We start from the raw sequence: 2500 nt of genomic DNA on the forward strand, positions 1-2500 counted from the left end.
TGGAACAATCAACTGTAAAATCAAAAAAGGCTTCGATTCAGTTTGCCAATCCTTAACGTATTTTAAAAAATAAAAATCGTGAAAACGATCTGCGGAATTTTTTTCCTTCTTATAGTCTATCTCAGCTTCTATTTCTCACTGATCATCTTTAATCTTTGGATTCTGCTTTCGGCATTCTCAATAGTTCACATAGGATTTTTTCAAACTTTCAGAGAGTATCTGAACCTAAAGTTTTACCTTTTTGTTACAATTCTTCATTTGTTTGTCGTTACTTGTTTGAATCTTTACTTTCGACAAATGAGCTGAATTAATTAGTCGTCCCTGAAAAAGAGTTACAATAGCGAATAACGCAAATAAAATGCTATCCAAGGACAAAAACTTAAAAACAAAATCCTCGTAAAAACATCCAGAAACCACGTAAAAGCCGGTGAAAATGAAACCAGAAGAAAACTCAAAACAACAGAATCAAGGAGAACTATTTCGAAATAGATTGGACCAAATCCTGGATCCTAGACACCCGTAGTATCAAATCTCGAAGAAGATAAACTGGGAAAAATTTGAGAAAGAATTCGGAAAATACTACACAGAGAAAACCGGGCGCCCCGGATTACGAATCCGTTTGTTAGTGGGACTTCATTACTTGAAACATGCGTATAACGTGTCTGATGAGAAGGTAATAGAAGGCTATTTGGAAAATCCGTATTGGCAATATATTTGCGGAAATGAATATTTCGAACATGATTTTCCTTGTGATCCAACGAGTTTAGTAAAGTGGCGGAAACGGATAGGTTCCGATGGAGTAGAGAAATTTTTAGAAGAGACGATCTTTTTAGGCCAACGGGAAGGTCAGATCAAAGATCCAGAATTTAGAAGAGTGAATGTTGATACAACGGTTCAAGAGAAAGCGATTACTTTTCCAACGGATGCAAAGCTGTATCATAAGAACCTGCCCTAACCAGTTTTTCTTACGAAAAAAACTGGTTAGGAACAGAACCTTGCAGCTTAATTTTCTGATAAAGTAAACTAAAGTTTTGATACACGCTGTAGAATGCGACAAGTTTTAGTAAAAGAAGCGTCAAAAGAAAAGATAAACAGGAGACCCTTTAAGATCTCCTGCATTTATAAATGGTCTTAGATTTTTGGACCAAAAGCAGTGAAATCGAAATCTTTAGAACCTTCTGCGTATTGCTTAAAATTCTTAATAAACATTTCCCCTAACTTCTTAGCGGTTGCATCGTAAGCAGCTTTGTCGGTCCAAGCTTCTCTCGGATCTAATATCGCGCTATCAACTCCGCTGATCATCTTAGGATAAGCTACTTGAAAAACTGGGTGAATCACAAACTCGGACTTCTCAATATTTCCATTTAAGATTTCGTCTATGATTTTACGGGTAGAAGGAAGATTCATGCGCTTTCCAACCCCGTAAGATCCGCCTACAAGACCAGTGTTCATCAAATACGCTCTTACATTATGTTTTTTCATTTTTTCACCGAGTAACTTAGCATATTTAGTCGGGTGAAGAGTCATAAATGCGGCTCCAAAACAAGCGGAGAAAGTCGCGGTAGGTTCTTTGATTCCTCTTTCAGTTCCCGCAACCTTCGCAGTGTAACCGGAAAGGAAGTGATACATTGCCTGCTCAATGCTTAATTTGGAAACAGGCGGAAGAACTCCAAACGCATCATAAGTTAAGAATATAATAGTTTTTGGATGTCCCCCTTTGGAAGGAACTTGAATATTATTGATGTGAAAAATCGGATAAGAAACACGAGTGTTTTCTGTTTTTGCAGCGGAAGAATAATCCACCACTTTCGTTTGAGGATCATAGACCACATTCTCCAAAAGAGCATCTCTACGAATCGCTTCGTAGATATCTGGCTCGGTTTTAGGATCTAAATTAATTACCTTAGCGTAACAACCTCCTTCGATGTTGAAAATCCCATTGTCGTCCCAGCCGTGCTCATCGTCTCCAATCAGTTTACGGTTCGGGTCCGTAGAAAGAGTTGTCTTACCGGTTCCGGAAAGTCCAAAGAAAAGAGCCGTATCCCCATCTTTGCCCACGTTCGCGGAACAATGCATGCTAAGAATTCCCTCTAACGGAAGTTTGTAATTCATAACGGAGAAAATACCTTTTTTCATTTCTCCACCGTATTCGGTTCCACCGATAATACAAATCTTCTTAGCAAGATGAAAGATCACAAACACTTCGGAATTCATTCCGTGTTGTTTGAAGTTTTCGTTCTTAATGCCACATGCGTTGATGATCGTAAACTCAGGATTCAGTCCAGATAATTCTTCCTTTGTAGGACGAAGGAACATATTTGTACAAAAGTGGTGTTGCCAAGCTTTTTCAGAAACAACGCGTAGGCTCACTCTAGTTTCGGGATTTGCACCGGCATAACCATCAAAAACGTATAATTTTTTGTGACTCAGATAATTTATACATTTCTTATACAACTCGTCAAAGATTGCTTCGGAAACTTTGAAATTGATATGACTCCAC

Annotated in this window: 3 protein-coding genes and 1 pseudogene (2 of these 4 cut by a window edge); 3 read left to right on the forward strand and 1 reads right to left on the reverse strand. The window is 38.2% G+C overall.

Features of this window, described 5'->3' with window-relative positions; all coding sequences use genetic code 11:
* The 3 genes and pseudogenes from LEP1GSC190_RS16230 to LEP1GSC190_RS16240 all read left to right on the forward strand — a co-directional run.
* Positions 1 to 73, forward strand: partial view of a toxin-antitoxin system YwqK family antitoxin gene (locus LEP1GSC190_RS16230; protein WP_002747436.1) — the end only. Its footprint begins 677 nt before the window's first position; the window shows 73 of its 750 coding nt (coding positions 678–750); its start codon lies beyond the left edge, outside the window; its stop codon occupies positions 71 to 73.
* A gap of 5 nt (positions 74 to 78) precedes the next feature.
* Entirely contained in the window at positions 79 to 306 is a 228-nt protein-coding gene (locus tag LEP1GSC190_RS16235) for a hypothetical protein (RefSeq protein WP_081586265.1), read from the forward strand.
* Positions 307 to 433: 127 nt separating this feature from the next.
* Positions 434 to 943, forward strand: a pseudogene (locus LEP1GSC190_RS16240) (transposase); the annotation flags it as partial.
* Between the two features lie 188 nt (positions 944 to 1131).
* On the opposite strand, the gene pckA reads toward LEP1GSC190_RS16240, so the two are convergent.
* On the reverse strand, positions 1132 to 2500 hold the 3' portion of the coding sequence (gene pckA / locus LEP1GSC190_RS16245) for a phosphoenolpyruvate carboxykinase (ATP) (protein ID WP_002746017.1). It continues 227 nt past the right edge of the window; the window shows 1369 of its 1596 coding nt (coding positions 228–1596); its start codon lies off the right edge, out of view; its stop codon occupies positions 1132 to 1134.

The sequence above is a fragment of the Leptospira mayottensis 200901116 genome, from assembly GCF_000306675.2.
GTDB classification, from domain to species: Bacteria; Spirochaetota; Leptospiria; order Leptospirales; family Leptospiraceae; genus Leptospira; species Leptospira mayottensis.